Here is a 23,252-nt window from a genome sequence, read left to right as displayed (position 1 = left end):
CTTATAAAACAAGCGCTGCAATCCATCCAAAGATAATAAGCGGGATATTATAAAATACAAAAGTCGGCACACAAGTGTCCCAAATGTGGTGATGCTGGCCGTCCGCACTTAAACCTGAAGTCGGTCCAAGCGTACTGTCGCTGGCAGGTGAACCGGCATCGCCAAGCGCAGCAGCTGCCCCGATTATCGCAACCGTTGCCATCGGGCTGAATCCAAGCTGCAGGCAAAGAGGCACAAAGATCGTTGTGATAACAGGAATCGTCGCAAAAGAAGATCCGATTCCCATTGTAATGAACAAGCCGACAATGAGCATCAGCAATGCACCCACTAACTGACTGTGCCCCATGATGCCAGCTGCTGTTTTAACCAGTGACTCGACATCTCCGGTTTTCGTTAATACGTTTGAAAACCCGGCTGCAACAAGCATGACAAAGCCGATAAAGGCCATTAAGACCATTCCGTCAGTAATCAGCGAGTCCGCTTCATCACGCTTCATCACACCGCTGACAAACAGAATAATCAGGCCTGCCAGCGCCCCCATAATCATCCCTTCTACTCCCAAAGTCTGAGATAAGTAAAGCTGGACGCCGAGTGACACAACGATGGCAAGCACCGCGATAGCCAGACTTTTTTTCGTATATGGAGAAGAGCTCGCACCAGATATTTCTTTTGTTTCATATGTTTTCGGTTTACGGAATACGATGATTGATAAAATCAGACCTACAACCATACCTGCAACCGGAATCATTAACGCATAAGGAATATCACCGAGAGATACGTTTAATCCGGCATCTGCCATATTATCCTTGAGCATTCCCTGGAAGATTTGCCCGAAACCAACCGGCAGCACAATATAAGGCGCCGTTAAACCAAAAGTGATCACACACGCAATCAGACGGCGGTCCATTTCAAGTTCATTAAAGATTTTCAAAAGCGGCGGAATCAGCACCGGGATAAACGCGATGTGAACCGGAACGACGTTTTGAGAAAAACAAGATACAATTAAAATAATCAGCACAATCAGCACCTTAGACAGCGCTTTTTTGCGAGAATCTTCTTTATTTCCGATTAATTTAACGGAGGCTTCCACCATTGCGTCCGGAAGACCCGTTTTCGTCAAAGCGGCGGCAAACGCGCCAAGCATGGCGTAGCTGACTGCAACGGTGGCATTTCCGCCGAGACCGTCTGTGAAAGCTTTAACCGTTTCGCCAAGACCGAGCCCGCCTGTTAACCCGCCGGCTAAGGCGCCTATAATTAATGCGATAACAATATTGACACGCAGCAGGCTTAATACAAGCATAAGCAGGACTGCGATGACGACTGCATTCATGATACCCCTCCAAAAATCCTTTAGTTTGCTAATGTAGTAGATAAATAAAGTACGAACGTATCGTATCATAACCGATCCACTTTAGTCAACTAAAGATTTTGGAAGAAAAAATCCCCGCCGCAAGATGCAGCAGGGATTCAACATTATTCGCTTTTCTCTTCTTCCAATGCAAATCGCTCCGCAAGTGTAGCCAATGTTCTTGCCATAACACCGGTTGCACCGGATGGTCCAAAGCAGGTCGCTTTATTGGCAGTCGCTGTGCCCGCAATATCAAGATGAACCCAAGGTGTTGACTCAGCAAATTCTCCAAGAAACGTTCCTGCCATAATCGCATGTCCTTCACGCCCCGGCGAGTTACTGAGATCCGCCATTTGGCTGCTTTTTACGCGCTTTTTATCCTTCTCTGTTATCGGCAGCTGCCAGATCGCCTCGCCGCACTCTTGTGCGGCATCAGCTACCTGCTGGTAAAAGCTTTGATCATTTGTCATTGCGCCGGTTGTTTCTGTTCCTAATGCCACAACGACGCCGCCGGTAAGCGTAGCCACATCAACAAGAACTGATGCACCATGCTGTTTCGCATATGTAATGCCATCTGCAAGCACGAGCCTTCCTTCAGCATCTGTATTGAGGATTTCAATTGTTTTTCCGCTTAAAGATACGATCACGTCATCAGGCTTCATCGCCCCGCCAGAGATCATATTATCGGTTGACGGAATAACGGCCAGCACGTTTTGCTCGGGACGAAGCTCTCCGATCGTTTCCATAGCGCCGAGAACCGCAGCAGCTCCCCCCATATCTGATTTCATGCCGACAATTCCAGATTTCGTTTTAATGGAGTAGCCGCCTGTGTCAAATGTAATCCCTTTCCCGACAAGTCCGACGACATCTTCCCATTCCTTTTTGCCCTGATATTTCAGCACAATCATTTTCGGCGGTTCGGCAGAGCCTTGGTTTACCGCAAGTATTCCGCCCATACCGAGCTCTTCCATCTCTGATTTCTCCAATATCTCACACTCAAAATCATATTTTGCCGCAAGCTCTTCTGCATATGAAGCGAGGTCAGTCGCGGTCAGCATGTTTCCTGGCATATTCACAAGCGTTCTAGCCGAATTTGTCCCTTGTCCGTATGCCTGGCCGACGCGAAGCCCCGCCTGCACTTCCTGTGTATCTTCATCTGTGACAGCATATACGGTTTCAATTTGTTTGTCAGGCTCATTTGATTTGTGCTTATAATCCTGCACCTCATAGGAAGCAAGCAGGCAGCTCTCAGCTAATGCATGAGCGGCATCGGCTGGAGGCACATCTTCCGAAATAAACGTATCAAGCAGGACAGCTGCTTCTTGTTTTCGGTCTTTATGAATAGCCTGAAAAACATGAGCAAAACGCTCCTTCGCCTGTTCAAATGTAAAATTTGCTTTTCTTCCCAGACCAACGAAATAAATTCGTTTCATACCCGCAGAAGCTGGGGGGAATACTTTTGATACTTGATTCGGTTTCGCAGAGACATCACCATCTTTTAAAAGCTGTGTCAGATGGCCTTCGAGCATTTCATCAATTTCCAACGCTTTTCCTGTCAGCTGGCTTTTTTGAAAAAGCCCGACCACAAGGGTTTCTGTATGCTCTAATTGCTGAACCGCATAAAACATGAGGCTTACACTCCTAACGTAATGGGTATTTGTAATGAACAATGGTATAATAGGAAAAACATTCTTTCCACTACACTTATTTTATCAAACAACAGTCTAAGACTTGCTTTTTTCTTTTGAAACACGAAGGATTTTTCAAATAGAAAGGATGTCGCCGATGGAACTTTTAACGAATTTTCCTTTATTATCAAGCCTGGCCGCAATTATTTTTGCTCAGGTCATCAAAGTGCCCATACAGTATATCGTGTCCAGAAAACTGGACTGGTCGCTGGTCACAAGCACAGGCGGCATGCCGAGCTCTCACTCCGCAGCGGTCACTGCGCTTTCTACAGGCGTAGCCTTGGAGCATGGATTAGGCTCCTCACTCTTTGCGGTTTCTGCCATTTTCGCCGTCATAACCATGTTTGACGCAACTGGCGTCAGACGTCACGCCGGTGAGCAGGCAACAGTCATTAATAAGCTTGTCATTGATTTTAACCGTTTTGTTAATGAAGCAAAGGACTTCCCTAAAGCTGAAGAAAAAGAAAAACAAAAAAAGCTGAAAGAGCTTCTCGGACATCAGCCGATCGAAGTCTTTTTCGGAGGCCTAACAGGTATTTTACTGACATTGGCACTCGCTTACTTTTTCATGTAAAAAACGCTCCTGCTTTCGCTGGAGCGTTTTTATTCTTTCACCGTTTTATATTGATTTCTGAACACTTGCAAAGATTTTGTTTCATTGAGCTTCTCAAGCTCATCCTCGGTAATCTTTCCCGTTCCCTTTTTAATCACATACACATCAAGGGTTTTTTTGCCCCATTCATTGTATACATCTTTGACGGTTTCAAAGTACAAATCAAGGCGGTTTCCCTTAATAGCCGATCCGGTGTCAGCTACAACTCCGAGACCGTAATTCGGAATGAATAAAATCGTGCCGATCGGGAAAACCGACGGGTCGGCAGCAACCGTGGAATACAGATCCCGTTTCACTTTCACGCCTGAATATGTAAGCCCGTATAATGGATCACCGGGATTTTTTCCCGTCGACTCAGCTCCTGCAGTGTAGCCAGTTGCTGTTACTCTTTGGACCGGATACTCATCCCAGTCAAATGCTTCTTCTAACGGCTTTGTTTTATCCTTAGCCGCGGACGTCGTTTGTGTTTGTTTCTGCTGCAATGCTTTTAATGTCAGTCCTGCATGCTTCAAGTGCTTTTCTTGATGTTCCTGCACCCATTTTGACAAGTCCTTCGCTTCGATTCCTGACACTGATAAAAATGTCGTGCCAAATGCAAGCAGAAATAAACAGGTCATCAGCAAACGTCTGATTATATTCAACATCATTCACCTCTCCTCCGAATCATTGTTCCCAAGCGGAGAGAGCATTATTCAAAATGATGAATGAGCGAACATACAAAAAAAGCTTTCTATAGAAGAAAGCGGCAGTTAAAACATTTGATATCCTCTTTTTCTGAGCATATTGATCGCTATCCCTGACACAATGGCGCCGGCCAAACCGCTAGTTAAAATCAGCACATCGGCAGCCGCTAATGATAAGACACGATGAAACAGGCTGGCAAAGGATTCTCCTGGCGACTGGACATAGCTGACCAGCTTTTCTTTGCTGATAATGAAAAGGCATACAACCGGATAAATCATAGCCATAATCCAAGACATTCTCAGCAGCATGTTTAATAAGAAACCGATTCCAAAAAACAAAACAAAAAACAAAACAATTGAGATGATTACGACTGGCAGACTAATCAACCTATTCCACCCCCCTGCGTTGCTTTTAGTGTAACGCGGGGGTGGAAATAAAGTCAACGTCTGGAAAATGAATGACTGTCTTTTCCTGTCCCCTGGCAAGAAGGACAAGTCTCTGAACCGCCGAGAATCAATTGAAAATATCCTTTTCCTGAGCAAAATGGGCATGCATGTGAAGCGGTTGTCGTTGCAGTTTTCATCTGATCATCACCCTTTTTCTTAATTTTCTGATAATATAACATATCAGGCTGTCAACAATAAAGTCAGATCATGTAACAAATCTTTTCATGTAAGCGGAAACATACTTATTTTCCTCTCGTTCTCTTTTTATTTTGGCGTTTTTTAATAAAGAAAACCCGCTTCCGCGGGTTTTTAGAAAAACTTGAACTTGCCTTTTTTCAGTGTCAGTCCGAGTCCGCCAATCATAAACAACGATCGGTTATCAATGACTTTTTTCATAAAAGAAGCCGGCATGCCTTTTAGCTTTCTGCCATAAACAACCCCAACCGCGTTATGCTCGCCAAGAGAAGCCACTGTTCCCTTAATGTCCGGCTTGAATTCCTCAAGCTCTCCGCCTTTAATAAGCCTGCCAAGGTTTTTAGCGACCGTTACGCCCTGCTGCATGGCAATTTGCGCAGTTGGCGGATACGGACGCTCTGTATCTTCATTCATAAACAGCGAGCTGTCACCGAGAATAAAGACATTGTCATGTCCCGGGGCGCGAAGATCAGGGTTGACTTTCACCCGGCCGCGCATATTTTCAAAACCAGCTTCCTCCACAATCGGATGGCCGCGGACACCTGCCGCCCATACAACGGTTTGCGATTTGATCTGCTCTGGTTCCTCATCTTTTTTGCCGACTCTGACTCCTTCTGGTGTACATTCTTGTACAGCCGTGCCGATCTTGAACTCAATTCCGTTTTCCTCAAGATAATGTACGGCATAGTCAACAAGTTCCGGATCAAAGCCCGGCAAAACGGTCGGCGCTGCTTCCACACAAACGATGCGGACAAGGCTTCTGTCAACGTCATACTCCTTACAGAGCTCCGGCACGCGAGCCGCCAGCTCGCCAAGGAATTCAATGCCCGTAAATCCGGCGCCGCCAACAACGATCGTTAACCTGTCCGGTCTTTTTTCCGCTTCCGTATTGTAAGTCGCAAACTGCAGCTCAATATGTTCCCGCAGCAGGCGCGACGTGTTGATGTTGGCGATCGGAAACGCATATTCTTTTAAACCTTTAATGCCGAATGTTTCAGGCACGGCGCCGAGCCCGATGACTAAATAATCGTACTGCAGTTCTCCATTCGCAAGCACAACTTTTTTCTCATCTATTTTGATTGCCTTTACGGTATCCTGTACAAAATTGACCCGCGACTGGTTGATTACATCTTTTATCTGATAACGGCAGCGGTCATGGTGGAGCGTACCCGCGCTCGCTTCATGCATCCATGTCGTTTCATAATGATAATTGTGTTTATTTACAAGCGTAATGTCAGCATCATTCGGCCCGACATACTTCGTCAGCCTTGTCACCGTCATCAATCCGCCATATCCTGCACCTAAAATCACGATTTTGGGCTTATTCAATGCCATCACATCCACCTTCTCTTTTTTTGCTTTTGTTAGACCCATAATAAAATCATCATTTGTGTTAGCTTCAGCTTATTGGCGGGATTTTATGAAATATATTGAAAAGTTTTTTGTGAAGTCCTCACCCATAGCACTACTACCATGTTTATCCGGCTGGCTCAAGAAACATTCAGAAAAAGATCATTTCATTTGGTTATTATCGTAGCGGCCGGCGGAAATATTTTCAAGAATGGATGGGCGCGTTGTATCCTTACGATTTTTTCTCTGACTCGTCAATTCGAACGGCAATATGGTATAATTAATAACAATTTTCATTTAGGAGGCAATTTTCGTATGCGAGAGGATACAAAGGTTTATGATATTACAATTATAGGCGGGGGACCGGTCGGCTTATTCACCGCTTTTTACGGCGGGATGAGACAGGCAAGCGTCAAAATTATCGAAAGCCTGCCTCAGCTTGGCGGACAGCTTAGCGCCCTATACCCTGAAAAGTATATATATGATGTAGCGGGATTCCCGAAAATCCGCGCGCAAGAGCTTATCAATAACCTAAAAGAGCAAATGGCAAAATTCGACCAAACCATTTGTCTGGAGCAAGCGGTTGAATCAGTTGAAAAACAAGCAGATGGCGTGTTTAAGCTTGTAACAAATGAAGAAACCCACTACTCTAAAACAGTCATCATTACTGCAGGAAACGGCGCATTCAAACCGAGAAAGCTGGAACTTGAAAATGCCGAGCAGTATGAAGGCAAGAACCTCCATTACTTCGTTGACGATCTGCAAAAATTCGCCGGCAGACGCGTTGCGATCCTTGGCGGTGGAGATTCCGCGGTTGACTGGGCGCTTATGCTTGAGCCGATCGCAAAAGAAGTATCGATCATTCACCGCCGCGACAAGTTCCGTGCGCACGAGCACAGTGTGGAAAACCTTCATGCGTCGAAGGTTAATGTCCTGACACCATTCGTCCCTGCGGAGCTGATCGGCGAAGACAAAATTGAACAGCTTGTGCTTGAAGAAGTGAAAGGCGACCGCAAAGAGATTTTAGAAATTGATGACTTAATCGTCAACTACGGTTTCGTTTCATCTCTTGGACCGATCAAAAACTGGGGTCTGGACATCGAGAAAAATTCCATTGTCGTGAAATCAACAATGGAAACAAATATCGAAGGCTTCTTTGCAGCAGGTGACATTTGTACATACGAAGGAAAAGTCAACCTGATTGCCAGCGGCTTCGGTGAGGCACCGACAGCAGTGAACAACGCCAAGGCTTACATGGACCCGAAAGCCCGCGTACAGCCTCTTCACTCAACAAGTCTTTTTGAAAATAAATAATAAAAAAAGGAGTTTGTGTCAGGTGACACAGCTCCTTTTTTATTTGAAGATATTTATATAATTCAGTGCGGTTCCAACAACCAGCGCAATCACAAGTGCTGCGACTACCCAGATCATTGTCATAATAATGCGGTCTTGAATCTTTTGGGACTTCGGTGTTTTTTCTTCGTTTTGGGCCATCTTTTTTGCTCCTTTCACATGTTCATGCCATAAAGAAAGCCTGGTGCTGAACAACCAAGCTTTGCTGAACGTATATCATTCGCGTTTTGATCCGCTCTCTAAGACCATTCGTTAAAACTATGATACCTAAACTCACTCTCTATGACAAGCTTAGGCACTCGCACCACACCTGCCAGAAAATAATATTGTTTGACATCCTAAATAAAACAGAGTACATTATAGAAGGCGAACATTTCATATAATATACTTTTAAATATTCGTTTTTAGGAGTGAAAACCATGGAAAACGTATTTGATTACGAAGATATTCAGCTAATTCCTGCAAAATGCATTGTAAATAGCCGTTCAGAATGTGATACATCCGTACGTTTAGGCGGACGTACCTTTAAATTACCCGTCGTCCCTGCCAATATGCAGACGATTATAGATGAAAAGCTGGCGATTCAACTAGCCGAAAATGGCTACTTTTATGTCATGCACCGATTTGAGCCTGAAACACGAATTGATTTTATTAAAGATATGAACGCACGCGGATTATTCTCTTCTATCAGCGTGGGCGTTAAAGAGGAGGAGTATGAATTTGTCCGCCAGCTGGCAGAAGAAAATTTGGCTCCGGAATATGTGACAATTGACATTGCTCACGGTCACTCAAATGCTGTCATTGAAATGATTCAGCACCTCAAAAAACATTTGCCGGACAGCTTTGTTATTGCTGGCAATGTCGGAACGCCGGAAGCGGTCAGAGAGCTTGAAAATGCGGGAGCGGATGCCACTAAAGTCGGCATCGGACCGGGAAAAGTATGTATTACGAAAATCAAAACCGGCTTTGGCACAGGCGGCTGGCAATTAGCGGCGCTGCGCTGGTGCGCCAAGGCTGCGAGCAAACCGATTATCGCCGATGGCGGCATCCGCACCCATGGCGACATCGCAAAATCAATCCGATTCGGCGCAACGATGGTCATGATCGGTTCACTATTTGCCGGACACGAAGAATCGCCAGGCCAAACGATCGAAAAAGACGGAAAGCTTTACAAAGAGTACTTCGGCTCAGCCTCTGAATTCCAAAAAGGCGAAAAGAAAAATGTCGAAGGCAAAAAAATGCACGTGGCGCATAAAGGCTCAATTAAGGATACACTGATTGAAATGGAGCAGGATCTTCAATCTTCTATTTCTTATGCAGGCGGAACAAAGCTTGACGCCATCCGCAATGTGGATTATGTAATTGTGAAGAATTCGATTTTTAATGGGGATAAATATTAATCATAAAAAAACGCCAAGTCAGCGGCGATGCTTGACTTGGCGTTTTCTGCTACTTCTTCAGCAAAGTATGTTTATATTCGCTTTTTGAATGTATCTTTCATCAGTTCTGCCATTTGTTTTGCATTTGGATTTTCTTCATGTTGCAACTGATCAATGATGTTCATATAATCTGTTTCATTTCGGTTCTGGCTTAATTTATATGCCGCTTGAATGTCTTCCACCTTAATCTTAAATCCAACGATACCTTTCAATTCACTTTCTAAGAGTTTTGGAGAAAGTTTATCCCATAAAACAGGATTTTCACGATGTTTTTCGTATTTCTCCAGCATCATTGTTAATTCTTCTACTAATTCATCTTTCTCTAACATACTTGCTTTTCCATACATGTGGACAGCCTGATAATTCCACGTCGGAACATTTTCGCGTGAATACCAGGAAGAAGAAATATAAGCGTGCGGTCCCTGAAACATCACAAGCACATCTTCACAGGCTTCAAACGTTCTCCACTGAGGATTTCCATAAGCGAAATGCCCCGTAATATAGTAATGATCGCCTTTTTTATGAAATCCTAACGGCAAATGAGTGGCAATTGGTTTTCCTTGTTCTGTTGTGACAATCGTACCAAAGGCGTTTTCTTGTACAAAATTCCAAATGTCTTCAGCATTTGTGACCTTAAAATATTTTGGAATATACATCAATATCCACCCTTTGAAAAATATGATGTGAGCGTTTTAGTCATGATTAAGTCTGTTTGTTCTTCATCCCCCATATAAAATGAGTGGGCGCCAGTCTGAACAAACCCCATTTTCTTATAAAAGGCAATGGCATTTTCGTTTTTTTCCCATACACCTAGCCAAATGTTCTTTTTATTACGTTCCAGCGCAATTTCTATCGCTTTATTCAGCAGATGTTTGCCAAGCCCATGCTTTTGAAAGTTGTTCTTTATATAAATTCTCTCGATTTCAAGTGATTCAGCGCCCATTTCTTCAGACTGCGCATCATCGATGTTGACCTTTACATATCCAGCGACTTCATGATCAAAGTAAACAAAAAAGAATTCTGAAGACATATTGGATAATTCCTTTTCCAACTGCTTCGTGTTAAATGCTCTTTCTAAATAGGCTTTCATATTTTCAGGTGAATTCTGATCTTTAAAAGTGTCGTTGAATGTTTCGATACTCAATTGTTGGAGTATTTGTAAATCTTCCCGGCTGCATTTTTTAATGTTTACACTCATGTTCGGACTTAGCTCCTTTATATAAAATCACGGAACAGATACTGACCTTGTTACCATTCCACCAAAAATCTTCTCCATCATCAACTCCTCAATGTTATTTTTGTTGCAATTGCAATAAAATACTATGTATTAAATATAGCGTAACTTCGCTGTATTTACAACAAAATACAAAATAACGACAATACAGCATTTCTCTGTCCGAAACACTCGGACCTCTGCTTCATTTTTAAAATGCAGAGCATAATAAAAACGCCTCCCTTAACGATAATTTATCGCTAAGAAAAGCGTCAGTAATAATCGCTATCCGTTTTTAGTGCTTAGCACTCTTCAGGCTTGCCTGCATTCGTTGCTGTTCTGAACGAAGAACCGCAGCCGCATGAAGCGATGGCGTTTGGATTGTCGATGGTGAAGCCGCCGCCGAGCATGGATTGCTTATAATCAATCACGGTGCCGTTCATGATGTCGAGGCTTTCTTTGTCAACTAGAACAGTAATGCCGTGCTGGTCAAACACACTGTCTGATTCACTCTTTTCATGCTCAAAGCCCATGCCGTAAGAAAGCCCGCTGCAGCCGCCGCCTTTGACGCCTACGCGCAGAAACGCGTTTTCTTCCTCATGCTCTTTCATCATATCTTTTATATGCAAAGCTGCTGCTTCTGTAATTGTTACCGGGTTGCTCATCATTGTGAACCTCCTTTTAAAAACCGTTGCTGTCTTTTATTATAAACATGATCGTCCCAATTCTCAAACAAGGTGTTTTACAAGAAATAGACACCCTCACAAACGGTTTCGGCAGGCCCTGTCATCATCACATGGCCGTTATCTTTCCAGTTTATCACCAAATCACCGCCTGCTAAATGCACCGTGATGTCTTGATTTCGTTTTGATACGCCGTTCAACACAGATGCGACAGCCGCTGCACATGCCCCTGTCCCGCATGCCTGTGTAATGCCTGATCCCCGTTCCCAGACGCGGAAATGCAGTTCTTGTTCATTCACGGTTTCGACGAATTCCACATTGACGCCTTCCGGAAATCTCGGGTCTTTCTCAATCACCGGTCCCAGTGTCGTTAAAGGTGCCTGTTCGATGTCAGCGATTGGAAAAACGATATGCGGATTTCCCATTGAAACGGCAGTGCCTGTTAGCTCAACTTCACCAAATGCCATGGTTTCATTGATTGTGTGCTCTTCCCCGCCGTCAAGCATCGGGAGTTCAGATTTTGATAAGCGCGGTTCGCCCATATCGACAGTGACCACATTCACTTTTCCATTTTCAACTTGAACCTCCGCTTTCACAAGCCCGGAGAGGGTTTCAATCAGAAAAGATGTTTCCTCAACCAGCTTATGCTCATATGCGTATTTTGCGACGCAGCGCAGGCCGTTGCCGCAGTTTTTCCCTTCAGACCCGTCATTATTAAAAATCCGCATTTTAACAGGCGCTTGATCTGATGGGCATATCAGGATCATTCCGTCAGAACCGATCCCTGTATAAACAGAAGAAACCTGAATTGCAATCTCTGACAGTTTTTCTTCAGGAAGCTGTTCTTCAAATTGATTCACATAAATATAATTGTTTCCCAGGCCGTGCATTTTGGTAAATCGAAATGAGTTCATAGGTGCCTCCAACTTTTTTCTTTTTCTTAGTATAAAAGCTATTATAAACGGACACAATACAATTATCCCCCGTTTTTCATACATAAAAGCTCCTTGCACTAACGCAAGGAGCTTTTATTGTTTATATAAACATGCCGGCAATAGCTGCGCTGAGCAGATTGGCTAATGTTCCCGCAAGAACAGCCTTCAAGCCGAGACGTGCGATATCCGAACGGCGGCTGGGCGCTAATCCGCCAAGCGTACCAAGCATAATCGCAATTGAGGAAAAATTGGCGAATCCGCATAACGCAAAACTGATAATGGTAGCCGTTTTCTTAGAAAACTCGCCGATGTGCGGACCGAAATTAGAATAAGCGACAAACTCATTCAGCACCAATTTCTGGCCGATATAGCTTCCAGCCTGCAATGCTTCATGCCAAGGCACGCCAATCAAAAAGGCGATAGGAGAAAACACATAGCCGAGAATGGATTCTAATGTGACGCCTTTTAAGCCGAACAAGCCGAAAGCCCCGCCGAGAATACCATTTACTACGGCGATTAACGCAACGAACGCTAGCAGCATCGCCCCAACGTTTAACGCAATTTGGAGTCCTGTTGACGCTCCCTTTGCAGCTGCGTCAATGACATTGGCTGCGCCTTCGCCTTCATCCATTTTAAAATCGCTATTTACGGTTTGCGTTTTTTCCGTTTCGGGTATAATCAATTTACCAAAGACAAGTCCAGCTGGAGCAGCCATAAAGCTGGCCGCCAGCAAGTATTCAATCGGAATACCAAGAAGCGCGTACCCAAACAAGGTAGATCCCGCAACAGCCGATAGTCCGCTCGTCATAATCGTAAACAACTCAGAGCGCGTCAGCCCGGCAATCAGAGGCTTGATCACTAACGGAGATTCTGATTGTCCTACAAAAATATTGGCAGCCGCTGCCAGAGATTCCGTTTTGCTTGTTCCAAGGAGCTTCGACAATCCGCCGCCAATGACACGGAAAACGAGCTGCATGATTTTCAAATGATATAAAACTGCAATCAGTGCTGAGAAGAAAATGATAACGGGCAGTACACTTAATGCAAATGCCGGACTGTCGCCGACCTTTAAAAGCGGTCCAAAAATAAAACTGATGCCTTCATTCGCATAGTCAATCAGAAGCTGTACACGGCTTGAAAACCATAAAAAAACAGCGCGTCCCGCTTCCCATTTCAACACGATGTATCCAAACGCCACCTGTGTGCATAAACCAACAATGACGGTTCTTATCTTAATATTGCTTTTCTTTTCTGAAAATAAAAACGCGATAGCAATGATCGCAACTGCGCCCAGCAGTCCCCACAGAACATTCATGAATACTCGTACACCTCTTAAATTTTATTTAAAAAAATATCTTTTATACGATAACAATAATATTTTTTGATGTCTACACATTTTTTAGTTCTTTTGTACGACAAAATAAAAAAGGGCCTGTCCAGGCCCTTTTCTTTAAAACATTGGATTTTCTTCAATAAAGGTATATATATTCTCAACAAGCTCAGCAGGCGTTTCACCCATGACGACTTCTCCGTTTACCAGAGCGAAAAGCGATTCCATACATGTCCCGCAGTAGCTTAAGCAGCCGTATTCAAGGACATCCAGGTTGGGATCCTTCTCTAAAATCGCCCTAGCTTCCTGAGAGCCGTGAGCCAGATTGCTGACACAAAATTCAATCATTGGATTCATGCGGTTTCACCTCACATACATCCATTATCGCGAATTTTTTACGATTCGTCAAAGACAACGGACTGTTCAAGATTTATTATCGTAACATATCATTTCTTGTATAACGTTTTACTAATTTGCGCTTTCAGGCTAAATTGTAGGTTATTTTGAAACTATTATTGTGATTTTAGATCAAATTCGATATAATTCTAGATGTTATTTTACATAGTTCGTATTTTCTTCAATGTGTCTATCATACTCTTCGGATTAAAGGGGAATTCAAATGAAAAAATTGGTCTTGATCGGCGGAGGTTACGGGAACATGCGTGTTCTTCATCGCTTATTGCCAAACCAGCTGCCTGATGATGTTTCAATCACGTTAATTGACAGAAATCCTTATCACTGCTTGAAAACAGAATATTATGCCCTTGCCGCAGGCACAATTTCTGACCACCATATCAGAGTGTCATTCCCAGAGCACCCTCGCCTGGATGTCCAATACGGTGATATCACATCAATTGATATTGCACAAAAACAAGTGCTGTTCCAAGATCGTGAACCGATTTCTTACGATGACGCCGTCATCGGGCTCGGCTGTGAGGATAAATATCACAACGTGCCGGGAGCGCCTGAATTCACCTACAGCATTCAAACCATCGATCAGTCCCGTGAAACCTACCAAAAGCTGAATAACCTGAGCGCTAATGCCACCGTCGCCATTGTCGGAGCGGGCTTAAGCGGTGTTGAGCTTGCAAGTGAATTGAGAGAAAGCCGTGATGACCTGAACATTATTTTGTTCGACCGCGGTAATCTCATTTTATCAAGCTTTCCCGAGCGTTTGAGCAAATATGTGCAAAAATGGTTCGAAGAGCACGGTGTCCGCATTATTAACAGGGCAAATATCACAAAAGTAGAAGAAGGCGTTGTGTATAACCACGATGATCCGATTTCTGCAGACGCCATCGTGTGGACTGCCGGCATACAGCCAAACAAAGTTGTCAGAGACTTAGATGTGGAGAAGGACGCACAAGGGCGTATTGTATTAACGCCTCATCACAATCTTCCAGGTGATGAACATCTGTATGTTGTCGGCGATTGCGCCAGCCTTCCTCATGCACCGAGCGCCCAGCTGGCAGAGGCTCAAGCAGAGCAGATTGTCCAAATCTTGCAAAAACGCTGGAATGGAGAAGCCCTGCCTGAATCAATGCCGCAGTTTAAGCTGAAAGGCGTCCTCGGTTCACTTGGAAAAAAAGCCGGCTTCGGGCTTGTTGCTGACCGTCCGCTGATCGGCCGTGTTCCGCGTATGCTAAAATCCGGCTTGCTGTGGATGTACAAACACCATAACGGTTAATGATAGAGAAGAACCGCTGATTAGGTCAGCGGTTTAAAAGATTACAAACGGCTAAAACGGTTTTAGTTTTAGCCGTTTTCATCTTTTCAGCGTGTTTGAAAACCCTTGAAGTTTAGGAAAGGCGAACATTGGGGCGGAGCGAATGTTTTCATTCGTGAGCACCAACGCACAGGCTTGACAACGAATGCAAGGGTTTGTCCACACGCTGGAACCGCTGATCAAGTCAGCGGTTTTCTATATACCCATGCTTCTCCATTTCCTCATAAACGTCTTTTAATTTTGGATTGCCTTCACCGACAATTTTGTCTTCTACGAGTACAAGCGGATAAAAATACTCGTCATTTCTGATTTTTTCCGCAAGCTCTTTCGCCTGTTCATTGTCAGGCGGCTCATGAATATCGATGTATTGCATCTCAAAAGGCTGATTCGGATATTTTCTTTTCAGCGCAGCCTCAAGCCACTCGTATGTATCCTTGGCTGTCGGCATATTGACACAGCTCGCACAAACGGTTTCTGCCCCGTACACGCTGAGCATGATTGGTTTCATCACTGCAAATGCCCCCTTCTCCTAGGTAAGTCCTTTCTTTAAGTATACAGAGCCAAAGGGCGTTTTTATAGAAAAAAACCGTTTTTGTGTTGAAGTCTGAATGTGCTATAATAGGGAAAGCAACTTTGCAAACCAAACAATAGATTTTTATTGTTACACTGAATATAATGGTTTTATGACGACGAAAGGAGCGAATGTCATGACTGAAGTTGAAATGAAAGAACAGGTGCAGGAAGTACTGGACAAACTTCGTCCGTTTTTACTTCGTGACGGCGGTGACTGTGAGCTTGTAGACGTAGATGAAGGTATTGTTAAGCTTCGTCTTCTAGGCGCATGCGGCAGCTGCCCAAGTTCAACAATTACGCTGAAAGCCGGAATTGAGCGCGCTCTTCTAGAAGAAGTGCCGGGTGTCGTTGAAGTAGAACAAGTCTTTTAATCAAGCAGCCAGGCTGACATTTAATCAGCCTGGCTTTTTTATTAGAGATATTGGTCAAACCATGAGCTGATATAATTCAGGCGCTTGATCCGCTGTCTTGGGTGTCCGGTGCGTGACAAATTGTGCGACGCTTTCGGAAAACGGACAAACATCGTTTCCTTGCCCATTTTTTTCAGAGCGATAAACAGCTGCTCCGCCTGCTCGATCGGGCATCGGTCATCCCGCTCGCTATGCAGAATCAAAAGCGGTGTCTTAACGTTTGCTGCGTATTTTAAAGGAGACCGGTCCCAAAGCTTTTCTGTATCCTCAAACATGTCATGCTCAAGCTGCCAGTCTGTGAAGAAATAACCGATATCACTGACGCCGTGAAAGCTGATCCAATTTGAAATCGAGCGCTGGGTGACGGCAGCTTTAAAGCGGTTCGTCTGCCCGACGATCCAGTTGGTCATGAAACCTCCGTAGCTTCCGCCCGTGACGCCGAGCCGCTTAGGATCAATATGCGGATCTCGTTTGATAGCTTCATCCACAGCCTGCATCACATCGTCATAATCCTTTCCCCCATAATCTCCTCTGACTGCATTCACAAATTCCTGCCCGTAGCCGTGGCTTCCCCTCGGATTGATATAGACGACCGCGTATCCCTTCGCCGCCAGCACTTGAAACTCATGAAAATATGTATGCCCGTACATCATATGGGGACCGCCGTGTATGTTGAGAATAAGTGGATATGCTGTTTCACCTTCCATTTGTGCAGACTTCATCAGCCAGCCGTTCACCGTCACGCCGTCTTCTGTGACATATTGAATCTCTTCAGGCATTGAAATCGCATGCTCACTGACAAACTTGTCATTCACGCCAGTCAGCTGTTTTTCTTCCTGTCCAAGCGGGATACTGTAAAGCTCACTCGGTCTATCCGGCTTTGTCACACTGGCCATAAAGTGCTGTTCATCAGGTGAAAGAGAGAAGCTATTGATGTACTCCTTTTCCAGACGAATCGGATACACAAGGCCTTCAATCGAAATATAATAGATTCCCGTGCTTCCTTGATCTGTGCCGATAACATAAAACCCTTGGCAGTCTTTCGTCCAAATCGGGCGCTGTTCGGCACCTCCGATCAATGAATCTCCAATCAGCGCATCCGCTAAATGAACGTCCAGCATCTCAGTCAGACATGTGAGGCGGCCTTGTTCGATATCATAGAGCCACGCCTTTGAGAGCGTTGCATTCTTATATTCCTTTTCATTGCCAAGCAAAGCAAGATACCTTCCGTCTGGTGAAAATGAACTCGATCCGAATGAGCCGCGATGAGGAGTAACCTGCTTAAGATCACCAGACGCCAGTGACATCATGTAAACATCATGTGGCTTGCTGGCATCATCCGTTTCAGTTAAATTAGCTGAGAAAACAAGCCATTTGCCGTCAGGAGAAAAAGCAGGATCGCCATGATCGGCTTTGTGATTTGTCAGCTCCTTCATCTCGCCAGACTTGACGCTGACAAGCACAAGCTGGGCATACGCACCTCTCGTCAGCCCTTTGCCGTCCCGTTTATAGGAGAGACCATGAACTTCAACAGGTTCAAAGCTGTCCTGCTCCATTTTTTCTTGATCATTAACACTTTCCCCCTCTCCCAAATTGACAGTGACAAGAATCGATTCACCGTCTGGGGACCATAGCGGCTTTGACACGCCATATGGGATATCAGTCAATTTTCTTGCTTCTCCGCCTTCAGTGCTCATGATATACAGCTGTGCTGCATCCCCATCACGATCAGAAATAAAAGCAAGCGTGCGCCCGTCCGGAGACCATCTTGGGTCGGTGCTTCGCTTTTCTCCATGTGTCCAAGGAACAGACCCGCCTGTTTTTGTTTCATAGACCCATATATTTGATGTATACGAATCTTTCTCTTGGTTTACTTGTGACTTCACAAATGCGGCACGGGTGCCGTCTGGGGCGTATTGAGGATCGGTCACAGAGACAATCTCTGTGATGTCTTCTGCGGTTATCAGCTTTTTCATATTCATATCTCCTCCTTTTTACATGTATTTCGTTTTCCTAAATAAAAACTCCTTTATCTCCAGCAAAAAAAGCGCCCTCAGCTGAGGCTGAGGGACGCTTGGCATGATTTATACACTTTTTACTTGATATAAAGGGTTTCGCTCTATTATACTTCCCTCTTTCGGAACGGTCAAAGCGTCAACTTCACAATGAGGGAAATGAAGCGCGAGCTGTTCCTTCAGCTCTTCTCCCTTTCCTTTTTCGGTCATGACGAGAATCGTCGGGCCTGCCCCGCTGAGAGCCGTTCCATATGCGCCCTTCATCTCGGCGACGTGTTCTACTTTAGACAGCTCAGGCACTAGCATCGCCCGGTACGGCTGGTGAAATATATCCTTTTTCATCATTTTCCCGACGAGCGGCCAATCCTTGGACATGATCGCAGCAATGAGCATATTGCTGACAGCACTTGCTTTTACGGCATCGGCATATGGAAACTCCTTCGGAAGCACGTCTCTTGCGTCTCTTGTCAGCACTTCGTAAAAAGGAATGACAACGACAACGTCAATGTCGGCATCCGGGACGCGGATCATTTGGGTCTCGTCATCCTCATGCAGGCCGATCACAAGTCCGCCAACGAGAGACGCGCCAGCATTGTCCGGATGTCCTTCTTCTAAACTGGCTACATGCAGCTTGTCCGCTTCAGACAGCTTTAGGCCGCATAATTCATCAGCCAGTTCAATGGCCGCTACAATCGCCGCGGCGCTGCTGCCAAGGCCGCGTGCAAGAGGGATGTCGCTCCACACCTTCACATGGACAGGGGGCATTTCTTTCCCGTACAAATCTGCGGTCCGTTTAGCCACTTGATAGATCAGGTTATCTGTACCCGCCGGAATTCCGGCGACTGTTTCTGTTTCAGCTTCAAATGTCCATTTGTCGCTTTCGAAGACGGTCAGCTTTAAATATCTGCTGAGCGCCATTCCGACTGAATCAAAGCCGGGGCCCAGGTTAGCCGTGCTTCCGGGAACAGTGACAGAGAACAGCATGTCGGCTTCGTTCATACACGGGCCGCTCCTTTTATATATTCAAGGATGCTTTCTTCATCAGTCGGCAATGTGACGGGCTTGATTTCGGAAATGTCGACCGCTGTGTTCGGATCTTTCAGTCCGTTTCCTGTTAACACAGCCACGACCTTGCTACCTTTCGGAATTTCTCCGGATTTCACCTGTTTCAGCACTCCTGCGATAGACGCGCAAGAACCTGGTTCTGCAAACACGCCTTCTTCACGGGCAATCAGCTGATAGGCGTGAAGGATTTCATCATCAGTGACTTCGTCAATTTTCCCATCGGATTCCTCGGCTGCCTTTACCGCTTTGTCCCAGCTTGCCGGGTTTCCAATCCGAATGGCCGTCGCTATTGTTTCCGGATTTTCAATCACTTCATTGCGCACAATTGCCGCAGCGCCCTCCGCTTCAAAGCCGCGCATTTTTGGAAGGCCTGTGCCGTTTTTCTCATGATATTCCTTGAAGCCTTTCCAGTACGCAGTGATATTTCCCGCGTTTCCAACTGGGATCGCTAACACATCCGGCGCTTCCCCCAGCTGTTCGCACACTTCGAAGGCAGCAGTTTTTTGGCCTTCAATGCGGTAAGGGTTGACTGAGTTGACAAGGGCAATCGGTGATTTCTCACAGATGGAACGGACAATTTTAAGCGCGTCGTCAAAGTTTCCGTCAATTGCGATAATCTCGGCTCCGTACATGACTGCTTGAGCGAGCTTTCCAAACGCAATTTTTCCGTTCGGGATAATGACGATGCATTTCATGTTAGCGCGGGCTGCATAGGCTGCCGCAGCAGCGGAAGTGTTACCTGTTGACGCGCACATAATCGTGTCATTGCCTTCTTCTTTTGCCTTCGCCACAGCCATAACCATTCCGCGATCTTTAAATGATCCAGTAGGATTGACGCCCTCCGTTTTGACATGAAGCTCAATTCCGAGCTGCTCAGACAGCTTCGGCAGGTGAATAAGAGGCGTGTTTCCTTCATGTAAAGTAAGCGCCGGTGTTTGATCTGTTACAGGTAAAAATTCTTTATATTGATGGATAAGTCCTTTCCACATTAGCTCCAACCGTTCCCTTCTACACGATATGTGCTTTTGACTTCTTGAACGACTTCCAAATCATTTAGGTTTTGCAGGATATCACTGAAATCAGCTTCTGATGTATGGTGTGTGACAATTACGATTTCTGCTAACTCATCATGGCCTTTAATTGGCAGTTGAAGAATTTTCTCAAAGCTCACGCCCCGTTCTGAGAACACAGACGTAATTTTCGAGAATGAACCAACCTCATCTTTTACATGAATTCTTAAAAACTGCTGTGCGTAAATGTCAGACGGCGATTTCATGTTTTTCTCATATTGCGGCCCGACAAAGCTGTTGCCGGTTACGCCGAGGCGCATATTTTTCATGACAGCGACAAGGTCAGAAACAACGGATGTCGCTGTCGGCATGCTTCCGGCTCCCGGCCCGTAGAACATCGTCTCACCGACAGCCTCGCCGTATACATAAACGGCGTTAAACTCATTATGAACAGCAGAAAGCGGATGGTGGTCAGGAAGCAGTGTCGGCTGTACGCTGACTTCGATTTTGTTGCCGTCACGCTGGGCAATCCCGATCAGCTTCATTGTATAGCCGAGACGTTTGCTGAAGCTGATGTCCTCGTCTGTAATTTGGGAGATCCCCTTTACCTTAACGTCTTCCAGATCCACGTTCATCGAAAAGCCGAGGCGCGCCAATATCGCCATTTTCCGTGCGGCGTCAAGCCCTTCCACGTCTGAAGTCGGATCAGCTTCGGCAAAACCGAGATCCTGCGCTTCCTTGAGCACTTCCTCGTAAGGGCTTTTTTCTTTGATCATTTTTGTTAAGATAAAGTTCGTTGTGCCGTTCACAATTCCCATCATTTTTGTAATCCGGTCTGATGAGAGGCCTTCCTCTAACGTGCGCAGAATCGGAATCCCGCCGGCAACACTGGCTTCAAAGTAGATATCGCACCCATTTTCCTTCGCTTCAGCCAGCAGCTCGGAGCCGTACACAGCCATTAAGTCCTTGTTTGCTGTGACAACATGCTTTTTCGATCTCAGCGCGTCGACCAAATATTGTTTTGTCTGCTCAACTCCGCCGATCACCTCGATAACAACATCAACATCCGGGTCATCAATGACATCATATACTTCTGTCGTAAGCACTTCTTTCGGCAAATCTACTTCTCTCTTTTTCTCTACATCTTTTACAAGCACTTTTTTTATCGTAACCGGACAGCCGACCTGATGCATAAGCTTATCCTGATGATCTTGAATAATTTTAACGACACCGCTTCCCACGGTACCTAAACCTAAAAGCCCTACACGAATCGCTTTCAAAAAAACTCCACCTTTCTTTTGATTGTCCTCTTGAAAAAGACAATTGTTAACTCAACACAGACATATAAGTTACAAACATTATATAAGCCCGCTTCTGTTTTGACAAGACAGCGATAGGCTGAATTTTTCGAATGTAAACGCTTAACACATTGATATGACAAGATTCTTTATTTTCTAATTATTTTTGTCAGATTTTCTCCTCACCCTGAGCTGCCTTTGCCGAGCCAGCTGACGCGGGGAACAAACAGCTTCTGCGCCCGCATATTCATGAATTCCTGCGCTGTATTGAGAAATTGTTCATAACGCTCACAGTCATTAAGAATAAAGTCAAGCTGTTCTTCAAAATAATGCTTTTCTGATTCTGAAGACATGTAATAGCTTTCCACAATTTCAAAATAATGAAGCGGAAAAAGCAGACGGCTGTATAAAAGGCGTTTCGAAAACGAAGACAGCGGTGTGACTTGCTCGTATTCCTGCAAAAAGAGAAAGCCCTGCTGTTGAAAATCTTGTCTGTGATGCAAAAACGTATGTCTCATATATTCAGCCATATCACGGGAAGCGTGGTCAAACACCCAATCCGCCGGAATCCTGATCAGTGATTCGGGTGACCATGTATGCCTTTCCATCCGCTGATGGCATATCGTTCCTGAATCAGCGGCTTGGGGCTTGTCATCCAGCTCCGTGTCCACTAAATATTGGATCGCGTTTTCTGACAGTCCTAAATAATATGGAAATGACTCGATCATTTTTTTATCGAATGGCTCGTGAGGAGGGCTATGAACCTTTCGCTGCCAAAACACCTCCAGCTGATCAATGCGTTTTCCCCACAGATCCTTCCACTGGCCGATTCTTCCGGCTGCCTTCACCTCATACGGATACCCTCTGCCTTTTCGGTGAAATTCCGCCAGCTCCGCTCCAATGGAGAACGCCCTGTTTGAATAAGGGGGGGCCGCCTTCAGCAGAGCGTACGTTTTTTCTTCATGTTCAAATGTCAGCTCGCCTTCTTTTGTAAAGATAAAAACCGAAACGTATGGGTCACTTTGTTCTTGTAAATACTGACTCATGTAATAAAGCTCCGCCAGCTCTGTATCTGAGAATTGGGAAACGGGGACTATCAGAAAGAATGAATTAGGCGTCTGAAAGCATTGATATGTGTGCTGGTACATGGAGAGCTGCCTGATGTGAATGCCGTATTTTTCTTTTATTGTACCTTTCACCATGATCACCTGCCTGTTGAATTAGGGCTCATCACATCGTAGTCATACAGAGCCGGAATTATGAATACATATTTAAATCCGAACAAGGCGCAAGAAAAAGTTGTAAACTTCTCAAACATTTTGTATAAACTAGTAAAAAAGATTGGGTGAAGCTGATGTCAGAAAACGAACAATTCAGTCAGATGGAAGCTAAAGCAAGAGCACGGATGAAGGAGCGCGGCGTAGAGGTATCAGATATTGCCGAGCTTGTCTTTTTTCTGCAGAAAAAATATCATCCGGATTTGACCATTGATGAATGCACGCTGAACGTCAATCGCGTTCTCGCAAAACGCGAGGTGCAAAACGCGATTTTAACGGGCATTGAATTGGATGTTCTTGCTGAGCAGAAAAAACTGTCTGAACCGCTGCAAACGATGCTGGAAATAGATGAAAGCCTATATGGGGTAGATGAAGTTCTGGCATTTTCCATTGTAAACATTTACGGATCGATCGGGTTTACGAACTACGGTTACATCGACAAAGAAAAACCCGGAATCCTTAAACGATTAAATGATAAATCAACCGGCGAATGCCACACCTTTCTGGATGACATCGTCGGGGCGATTTCCGCCGCGGCCTCAAGCAGGCTCGCACACCGCGCGCGGCACACAGAATAAGGGCACCCTTTTGGGGCGCCCTT

At 45.1% G+C, this 23,252-nt stretch carries 25 protein-coding genes; 6 read left to right on the top strand and 19 right to left on the bottom strand.

The annotated features are described in order from the left end of the window. Position 1: 1 nt before the first annotated feature. Both NZD81_RS16125 and NZD81_RS16120 read right to left on the bottom strand, forming a co-directional pair. Positions 2-1,330 carry a Na+/H+ antiporter family protein gene (locus NZD81_RS16125; protein ID WP_136653705.1) on the bottom strand — a complete coding sequence of 443 codons (1,329 nt, stop codon included), beginning with the start codon at positions 1,328-1,330 and terminating at the stop codon, positions 2-4. 143 nt (positions 1,331-1,473) lie between these two features. Then, positions 1,474-2,976, bottom strand: coding sequence for a leucyl aminopeptidase (locus NZD81_RS16120; protein ID WP_136653706.1), 1,503 nt, complete (start codon positions 2,974-2,976; stop codon positions 1,474-1,476). A gap of 157 nt (positions 2,977-3,133) precedes the next feature. Here NZD81_RS16120 and NZD81_RS16115 point away from each other — a divergent pair, with 157 nt between their 5' ends. After that, on the top strand, positions 3,134-3,610 hold the full coding sequence (locus tag NZD81_RS16115) for a divergent PAP2 family protein (protein ID WP_014665224.1): 477 nt from the start codon (positions 3,134-3,136) through the stop codon (positions 3,608-3,610). 29 nt (positions 3,611-3,639) lie between these two features. On the opposite strand, the gene spsC is transcribed toward NZD81_RS16115, so the two are convergent. The 4 genes from spsC to NZD81_RS16095 form a co-directional block, all read right to left on the bottom strand. Continuing rightward, positions 3,640-4,296 carry a stationary phase survival protein SpsC gene (spsC, locus tag NZD81_RS16110; RefSeq protein WP_289860980.1) on the bottom strand — a complete coding sequence of 219 codons (657 nt, stop codon included), beginning with the start codon at positions 4,294-4,296 and terminating at the stop codon, positions 3,640-3,642. Positions 4,297-4,398: 102 nt separating this feature from the next. Then, entirely contained in the window at positions 4,399-4,719 is a 321-nt protein-coding gene (locus tag NZD81_RS16105) for a YuiB family protein (protein ID WP_282373312.1), read from the bottom strand. A gap of 53 nt (positions 4,720-4,772) precedes the next feature. Continuing rightward, positions 4,773-4,916 carry a YuiA family protein gene (locus NZD81_RS16100; protein WP_015714640.1) on the bottom strand — a complete coding sequence of 48 codons (144 nt, stop codon included), beginning with the start codon at positions 4,914-4,916 and terminating at the stop codon, positions 4,773-4,775. Positions 4,917-5,088: 172 nt separating this feature from the next. Then, the gene (locus NZD81_RS16095; protein ID WP_282373313.1) at positions 5,089-6,309 is read right to left on the bottom strand and encodes an NAD(P)/FAD-dependent oxidoreductase; all 1,221 of its coding nucleotides are present in this window, start codon (positions 6,307-6,309) and stop codon (positions 5,089-5,091) included. 330 nt (positions 6,310-6,639) lie between these two features. Between NZD81_RS16095 and yumC the strand changes: the two genes are divergently transcribed. Beyond that, positions 6,640-7,638, top strand: coding sequence for a ferredoxin--NADP reductase 2 (yumC, locus tag NZD81_RS16090; RefSeq protein ID WP_003220618.1), 999 nt, complete (start codon positions 6,640-6,642; stop codon positions 7,636-7,638). 39 nt (positions 7,639-7,677) lie between these two features. On the opposite strand, the gene NZD81_RS16085 is transcribed toward yumC, so the two are convergent. After that, the gene (locus tag NZD81_RS16085; protein ID WP_014665230.1) at positions 7,678-7,818 is read right to left on the bottom strand and encodes a hypothetical protein; all 141 of its coding nucleotides are present in this window, start codon (positions 7,816-7,818) and stop codon (positions 7,678-7,680) included. Positions 7,819-8,096: 278 nt separating this feature from the next. Here NZD81_RS16085 and guaC point away from each other — a divergent pair, with 278 nt between their 5' ends. After that, complete coding sequence (gene guaC, locus NZD81_RS16080; RefSeq protein ID WP_069840260.1) at positions 8,097-9,077, top strand: GMP reductase; 981 nt, start codon at positions 8,097-8,099, stop codon at positions 9,075-9,077. A 71-nt stretch (positions 9,078-9,148) separates the two neighbouring features. Here the strand turns inward: guaC and NZD81_RS16075 are convergent, their stop codons facing one another. From NZD81_RS16075 to NZD81_RS16050, 6 genes are all read right to left on the bottom strand, one after another. Beyond that, entirely contained in the window at positions 9,149-9,772 is a 624-nt protein-coding gene (locus NZD81_RS16075) for an FMN-binding negative transcriptional regulator (RefSeq protein ID WP_128422384.1), read from the bottom strand. After that, positions 9,772-10,314 carry a spermidine/spermine N(1)-acetyltransferase gene (gene paiA / locus NZD81_RS16070; protein WP_069150236.1) on the bottom strand — a complete coding sequence of 181 codons (543 nt, stop codon included), beginning with the start codon at positions 10,312-10,314 and terminating at the stop codon, positions 9,772-9,774. The genes NZD81_RS16075 and paiA overlap by 1 nt, the downstream gene beginning before the upstream one ends. A 317-nt stretch (positions 10,315-10,631) precedes the next feature. After that, entirely contained in the window at positions 10,632-10,994 is a 363-nt protein-coding gene (locus NZD81_RS16065) for a HesB/IscA family protein (protein WP_003244166.1), read from the bottom strand. Between the two features lie 77 nt (positions 10,995-11,071). After that, positions 11,072-11,926 carry a diaminopimelate epimerase gene (dapF, locus tag NZD81_RS16060; protein ID WP_014665235.1) on the bottom strand — a complete coding sequence of 285 codons (855 nt, stop codon included), beginning with the start codon at positions 11,924-11,926 and terminating at the stop codon, positions 11,072-11,074. 121 nt (positions 11,927-12,047) lie between these two features. After that, positions 12,048-13,262: a NupC/NupG family nucleoside CNT transporter gene (locus tag NZD81_RS16055; RefSeq protein ID WP_014665236.1), complete on the bottom strand. Its 1,215-nt coding sequence runs from the start codon at positions 13,260-13,262 to the stop codon at positions 12,048-12,050. A 135-nt stretch (positions 13,263-13,397) separates the two neighbouring features. Next, complete coding sequence (locus NZD81_RS16050) at positions 13,398-13,634, bottom strand: YuzB family protein (RefSeq protein ID WP_003222913.1); 237 nt, start codon at positions 13,632-13,634, stop codon at positions 13,398-13,400. 262 nt (positions 13,635-13,896) lie between these two features. Between NZD81_RS16050 and NZD81_RS16045 the strand changes: the two genes are divergently transcribed. Further along, positions 13,897-14,964 (top strand): NAD(P)/FAD-dependent oxidoreductase, encoded by a 1,068-nt coding sequence (locus NZD81_RS16045; protein WP_014665237.1) that lies wholly within the window; start codon positions 13,897-13,899, stop codon positions 14,962-14,964. A 223-nt stretch (positions 14,965-15,187) separates the two neighbouring features. Here NZD81_RS16045 and NZD81_RS16040 read toward each other — a convergent pair whose 3' ends face one another. After that, the gene (locus NZD81_RS16040; protein ID WP_040081940.1) at positions 15,188-15,514 is read right to left on the bottom strand and encodes a YuzD family protein; all 327 of its coding nucleotides are present in this window, start codon (positions 15,512-15,514) and stop codon (positions 15,188-15,190) included. 97 nt (positions 15,515-15,611) lie between these two features. Here NZD81_RS16040 and NZD81_RS16035 point away from each other — a divergent pair, with 97 nt between their 5' ends. Then, positions 15,612-15,947 carry a NifU family protein gene (locus tag NZD81_RS16035; RefSeq protein WP_010886606.1) on the top strand — a complete coding sequence of 112 codons (336 nt, stop codon included), beginning with the start codon at positions 15,612-15,614 and terminating at the stop codon, positions 15,945-15,947. A gap of 41 nt (positions 15,948-15,988) precedes the next feature. On the opposite strand, the gene NZD81_RS16030 is transcribed toward NZD81_RS16035, so the two are convergent. The 5 genes from NZD81_RS16030 to cotNH all read right to left on the bottom strand — a co-directional run bounded on the left by NZD81_RS16030 (position 15,989) and on the right by cotNH (position 22,576). Continuing rightward, entirely contained in the window at positions 15,989-17,962 is a 1,974-nt protein-coding gene (locus NZD81_RS16030; RefSeq protein ID WP_282373321.1) for a S9 family peptidase, read from the bottom strand. A 108-nt stretch (positions 17,963-18,070) separates the two neighbouring features. Next, positions 18,071-19,000: a homoserine kinase gene (gene thrB / locus NZD81_RS16025; RefSeq protein ID WP_103030941.1), complete on the bottom strand. Its 930-nt coding sequence runs from the start codon at positions 18,998-19,000 to the stop codon at positions 18,071-18,073. Next, positions 18,997-20,055 carry a threonine synthase gene (gene thrC / locus NZD81_RS16020; protein WP_040082516.1) on the bottom strand — a complete coding sequence of 353 codons (1,059 nt, stop codon included), beginning with the start codon at positions 20,053-20,055 and terminating at the stop codon, positions 18,997-18,999. Before thrC ends, thrB begins: the two co-directional genes overlap by 4 nt. Continuing rightward, positions 20,055-21,356 carry a homoserine dehydrogenase gene (locus tag NZD81_RS16015; RefSeq protein ID WP_282373324.1) on the bottom strand — a complete coding sequence of 434 codons (1,302 nt, stop codon included), beginning with the start codon at positions 21,354-21,356 and terminating at the stop codon, positions 20,055-20,057. The genes thrC and NZD81_RS16015 overlap by 1 nt, the downstream gene beginning before the upstream one ends. A 200-nt stretch (positions 21,357-21,556) precedes the next feature. Continuing rightward, positions 21,557-22,576, bottom strand: coding sequence for a spore coat-associated protein CotNH (cotNH, locus tag NZD81_RS16010; protein WP_103030942.1), 1,020 nt, complete (start codon positions 22,574-22,576; stop codon positions 21,557-21,559). A 152-nt stretch (positions 22,577-22,728) separates the two neighbouring features. Between cotNH and NZD81_RS16005 the strand changes: the two genes are divergently transcribed. Then, positions 22,729-23,229 carry a phosphatidylglycerophosphatase A family protein gene (locus tag NZD81_RS16005; protein WP_003243814.1) on the top strand — a complete coding sequence of 167 codons (501 nt, stop codon included), beginning with the start codon at positions 22,729-22,731 and terminating at the stop codon, positions 23,227-23,229. Positions 23,230-23,252 lie beyond the last annotated feature (23 nt).

Source organism: Bacillus sp. B.PNR1 (assembly GCF_030386235.1).
In the GTDB taxonomy this organism is placed as follows: Bacteria; Bacillota; Bacilli; order Bacillales; family Bacillaceae; genus Bacillus; species Bacillus stercoris.
Note: the sequence above shows the minus strand (reverse complement) of the source record. Positions and strands in the feature narration are given on the sequence as shown.